The organism is Streptomyces sp. WELS2 (assembly GCF_013870595.1).
GTDB lineage: Bacteria > Actinomycetota > Actinomycetes > Streptomycetales > Streptomycetaceae > Streptomyces.
Map to the genome: position 1 here is coordinate 1 of NZ_JACBWZ010000456.1, position 5,074 is coordinate 5,074.

4 protein-coding genes are annotated in these 5,074 nt (G+C 71.8%); 2 read left to right on the top strand and 2 right to left on the bottom strand.

Annotated features, from left to right (window positions below; genetic code table 11):
* On the top strand, positions 1-2,126 hold a 2,126-nt coding region (locus H5J33_RS23065), incomplete at its 5' end, for a hypothetical protein (RefSeq protein WP_258565323.1).
* 99 nt (positions 2,127-2,225) lie between these two features.
* Here H5J33_RS23065 and H5J33_RS23070 read toward each other — a convergent pair.
* A complete protein-coding gene (locus H5J33_RS23070) occupies positions 2,226-2,732 on the bottom strand; it encodes a GNAT family N-acetyltransferase (protein ID WP_181796814.1) in 507 nt (168 codons plus the stop codon).
* A 47-nt stretch (positions 2,733-2,779) separates the two neighbouring features.
* Entirely contained in the window at positions 2,780-3,919 is a 1,140-nt protein-coding gene (locus H5J33_RS23075) for a serine hydrolase (RefSeq protein ID WP_181796815.1), read from the bottom strand.
* A gap of 526 nt (positions 3,920-4,445) precedes the next feature.
* Here H5J33_RS23075 and H5J33_RS23080 point away from each other — a divergent pair.
* Positions 4,446-5,074: family 43 glycosylhydrolase (locus H5J33_RS23080; protein WP_181796816.1), on the top strand; the 629-nt coding region annotated here is incomplete at its 3' end.

Genomic DNA, 5,074 nt, shown 5'->3' on the forward strand with positions numbered 1-5,074 from the left:
GCCGCGCCTTCGCCGTCGCCCAGCAGGTGGTCGCGGCGCAGGCGGGCGACGCGACGGCACGACAGTTCCACCTCGAACTGCGCGTGCTGGCGCTGCTGGAGGACCTGCGCGAGAACTTCCGCCCGCGAGCGATGGACCTGCGCCGCCGCAAGCGCACCGTGCCGCCCGTGGTGTACCTGCCCAGGGCCACCGAGGAGGACGGCGGTCTGCTCCTGCTGCGCACCATCAGCGACGTGCGCAGCCGCCGCAGCGAGGTCGATCCCCTGCTCGTGCTGGCCGCGGTCCCGGCAGCCGAACGCCTGCGGCCGCAGGTCCCCGCCGACCCGGAGCCGGCCGCCGCACCCGGCCGCCCCGACGCCGGTGACGAGGAAGAGACCTTCGGCGCGGACGCCAGGTACCAGCGGTGGGTGACCAACCTCAACGCCGGCCAGTCCCCGGGCCGGGCCGCCACCCTGCCGTGGATCCTGTACATCCCGATGCCCGGCGACGAACTGCGCCACCGGCACTCCGCACAGCACTCCACCGAGCGCATCCGCCGGACGCCCGCCTGGCTCCTGTGGTCCCGGCCCTGCCTCGCCGTGGTCCTCGCGCTCGGCCTGGCCGCGGGCTTCCTCGGCAACCACTACCTCGCCGGACGCTACTGCGAGGGCCGGCTGCTCGGCTCCAACACCGACTCCGGCCTCTACGACGGCCGGTGCGTCGGCGTCGCCACCGGGGACGTACGGCTCGCGCAGGGCAACACACTGAGCCTGTCCGGCGCCGGCAAGGGCGTCACCTTCGACGCGGTGGAGCGGGCGATCAGGGCCGAGAACGCGGCCATCGGACCGCACGACGCCCATGTGACGATCGTCTACGCCGGTCCGGTCACCGCCGTCAGGCAGGCCGACACCCGCAAGGGGCTGGAGGAGATCACGGGGGTGTACCTCTACCAGCACTACGCCAACGTCAGCACCGATCAGCCGACCAAGATAAAGGTCCTGCTCGCCAACGCCGACGAGAACATGCTGCACGTCGTCCCGATGGCCCGGCACATCGCGGACCTGGCGCGCCGCGACCGCTCCGTCGTCGGCGTCGTGGGCATGGGACGCGACACCACCGAGACCGAGCAGGCCGCCCGCATCCTCAAGGGGGCCGGTCTGCCCGTGGTGAGCACCACCAACTCCGGCAGCCACCTGGCGCGCAGGCTGTCCAACTGGTTCGGGCTCGCCGCCACCGACGAGGAGGAGGCGAACGCCCTGGGGATCGTCGCCGGTCAGCTGGCCGCCCGGGAGAAGGGCGCCCAGGGCGCCGTGCTGTCCCGGTCGGTCGGCAGCGAGAAGGACTTCTACACCACCGAACAGGCCAGGGTGGGCAAGCGCATGCTGCGCCAGGCGGGCTTCGCCCTCGCGCCCTCGCGGACGTACCGGCTCAGTGCCGAGGGCGAACCCGAACTGACCACCCCCATCGGCGACATCTGCGGCAGCCGGCCCGTGCCGAAGGCCCTCTACTTCGCCGGCCGGGTCGAGGACGTGCCCAACCTGATGTCCCAACTCGGTTCCACCCCCGGCTGTTCGGGACGCGGCATCACCGTGTTCACCGGCGACGACCTCACCAAGAGCAACTACGAGGAGGGCGAGGCCCTGCGCATCCCGGACGAGGTCACCCTCTACCACTTCGCCCTCGCGCCCATGGACCTGGCGGCGAGGACCGGTTTCTACATCGACGCCCACCGCGTCCTCATGGAGTTGCTGCCGCCCGGAGCACGGCGGACGGCGCTCGCCGATCCCACCCGGCCCTGGACCGACGCGCTGTTCTCCAACGGGCAGACGGTGCTGTCCTACAGCGCCACGGCCGTCCTGTACCGGGCCGCGCGCAACGGCGACGTCCCGCAGACCGCCGCGGAGACCTGGGCCGACCTGCGCTGGCACCCCGTTCCGAACCTTCCGGTCGGCACGGTCGGCTTCGCCGGCAGCCGGCCCTACGCCGACCAGCGCGGCCACGGTTACGAGATCGTGCGGGTCAGCTACGACGCCGGTGAGGTGCGGTCGGAGAACGTGTGCGGGCGGCCCGCGGGCAGCGAGGCACAGCTCAGCCCACCTCCCGGCCCCAAGGGAGCCGACCCGCACACGATCTGCCGTCTGAGCTGACCCCGGGCCGCTTCAGCGGCTTGCGGGCGGTGCGGTGAGGCCGGGGGCGGTGCGGTGGACCGAGCGGAAGCGCACTGCCCCCGGCGGCCGCCCACGGCGTCACAGATCCCTGCGCATGCACACGCGCGGCCACCGGTCCAGGCCGTGGGCCGCCTCCCGCTCCCGAATCTCCCGCAGGCCGGGGGTGAGCATGTCCTCGGCCAGGACACGGAAGCCACAGCGTGTGTAGTAGGAGGCGTTCCACGGGACGTCGGCGAACGTGGTGAGGGTCAGGGCGGGCGCCTGCCGGCTCCTGGCGTGGCCGGCCAGATGCTCGAGCAGGGACCTGCCCACCCCCCGCCGGGCGCTGCCGGGGTGCACCGAGACCTGCTCGACATGGAAATTGCCGTCGACGAGATCGGCGATCAGGTAGCCGACCGGGACGCCGGCCGCGTCGACCGCCACCCAGGCCCTCCCGTCGCGCTGGTACCGGGCGAGCTCGTCCAGCGGAAGCGGCTCGTCCTCGGCGATCTCCGGCATGCCTATGTCGTGGAACCGCCGGCCGGCGGCCCTCTCGATGTCCTGGAGAAGGGGCAGCTCGCTCATACGAGGGGATCGAATGTCCATGTGATCATTGTCCGCAACGCGGCGGCCCGGGCGAACGGTTCGGCCGGTCAGAGCGCGCAGAAGGCGTCCCGCATGCCCTTGTCGGTGTCCGTCTGGCCCCGGGTCGGTGCCTGGAGGTGGTATTCGGTGTTGGCCTCCAGCACCTGCTTGCCGCCGTCGTCGTCCGCGTACCACGTGCTGAAGTAGCCGAGCACGGCCCCGTTGTGGGACCACACCCACTGGCCGCAGGACAGTTGGAGCCGGCTGATGCCCAGCCCGTAGCGGATGTCACCGCTCCCGGTGGGGACCGTGGTCTTCAGCTCGGCCTCCTGCGCGGGCGGCAGCAGCCGCCCGTCGAGCAGCGCCCGGGTGAAGGCGGCCAGGTCGTCCAGGGTCGACACCATCGCGCCTGCCGAACCCATCCCCTGGACGTTGGAGACCGTGACGTCCGTGATCACCATGCCGAGCCACGCGTACGCGTAGCCGTGCAGGTAGTTGCCGTGCAGGGTGGGGTCGGAGGTGGGGAAGACGGTGTGCCGCAGACCGAGCGGCTCGATGATCCGCCGGGTGACCTCGATCGCCGGGTCATTTCCCGTGACCGCCTTGATCACCATGCCCGCCAGCACGTAATTGGTGTTGGAGTACGCCCACTTCTCGCCCGGTTCGGCGGAGGGCGGCTGCAGCGCGAGACCCAGGTCCACGAGGGTCTGCGGCGGCCAGGCCCGGTTCGGTTCGCGGTTGGCGGCGTAGGAGTTGTAGAACGACGTGTTGTGCAGGAAGTCCGGGAGGCCCGAGGTGTGGTTGAGCAGCTCCCTCAAGGTGATCCGGCTGCCGTCGTAGCCGTTGGCGTCGACGGCGCCCGGCAGCCACCGGGCGACGGAGTCGTCCAGGGAGAGCTTGCCCTCGGCTTCCAGTTGCAGCAGTACGGTCGCGATGAACGCCTTGGTGTTGCTGCCGATCCGGAACTGCGCCTGCGGATCGGCGGGCACCTTGGTGACGGTGTCACCGGTGCCCGCCGATACGTACTGCGCGCTGTCACCGGAGCGGACCAGGCCGATCACGCCCGGGTAGCCGTCGGCGATGCCTTTCTGCGCGCCGGACCGCAGGATGCTCGCGGCCGTCGGTGCGTCGGCGTGGACCGGGGCGGCGGCGGTGAGAACCGCGAGCGTCAGCGTCGCGCCGACGGCCATCACACGTGCGGATTTCATGGGACCTCTCCTCGTCACGGGGTTGCCCTGAGGGCTGCGCCGGGCGGTGGTGCACGGCGCGAGAGCGAGCCTGGATCAAGGGCGGCCCGGTGAACAGGTCATACGGGCGGCCATATATGACCGGTCGTCACCATGACCGGTGCCAAGGCGCTGACCTGCGCCGGACGCCCCGAAAAAGAGAGGCCGCCCGGCACGGAGGGGGACGGCGGTCCCGCGCCGACCGCACGGCCGGAACGCGGACGTGGACGAGTCCGTACGGCCGGAGCGCGGACGTGGACGAGTCCGTACGGCCGGAGCGCGGGTGCCGCCCCGTCCACCGCGGGCCGCCGGGGCCTTTCGAGACGCCCCCGTCACCGCCCTCCGCGCGTCGCCCGTCGGTTCGGGCAGGGGGATTGCCGCGGTGATCTCGGAGCCGATCGCTTCCGGGAGGACCTGGAAACCGCGACCGTATTGACATGTCCCGCGCAACTTCGGATGCTGGCGTCACCCTTTCGACCGACGCGGACATCGAGTACGGAACGCGGTCATGAAGCCGTCCCGCCGCCTTTTCAACGCCGCCGCCTTCCTGCTGGCCGGCCTGCTCGCGGCCGTGCTGTCTGTGACGTCCGCTCCGCCCGCGCGGGCGGAGCGGACGAGTTTGCGCGCCGCCGACCCGAGTGTGCTTCGCGTCGGCGACACGTATGTCGCGGTCCAGTCGACCGGCGGCGGTATCGCCGTGCGCCTGGCTCCGTCGACGGCGGCGCTGGCCTCGGCACCGGCCCGCCAGGTCTGGGCGGACACCCGTGGCCTCGGCGAGGTGTGGGCCCCCGAGATCGTGAGGGACGGCGGCCGGTACTACATCTACTTCTCGGCGGGCCGCGGAGCCGCTCACCGCATGTACGTCATCAGCTCGGCCGCCCCCGACAGCGGGTGCACCGCCGAGACCCGTCTGGCGCTGCCCGACGACAAGTGGGCCATAGACGGCACCCTGTTCACCTTCGGCGGACAGCGCTGGTTCGTCTGGTCCGGCTGGGCCGCCGACACCAACGTCGAACAGAACCTCTACATCGCCCGGATGAGCGGCCCCACCACACCGACCGGTGGCCGGTACGCAGTCCGACCCCGGAGGACCGCACCTCTCGCTGCCCTTGAGCGGTGCGCTCCGCACCGTCCGGG

Bases quoted from the DNA above. Each gene is read 5' to 3' on its own strand.
- H5J33_RS23075 (WP_181796815.1), bottom strand. From the start codon at position 3,919: ATGAAATCCGCACGTGTGATGGCCGTCGGCGCGACGCTGACGCTCGCG.
- H5J33_RS23070 (WP_181796814.1), bottom strand. From the start codon at position 2,732: ATGGACATTCGATCCCCTCGTATGAGCGAGCTGCCCCTTCTCCAGGAC.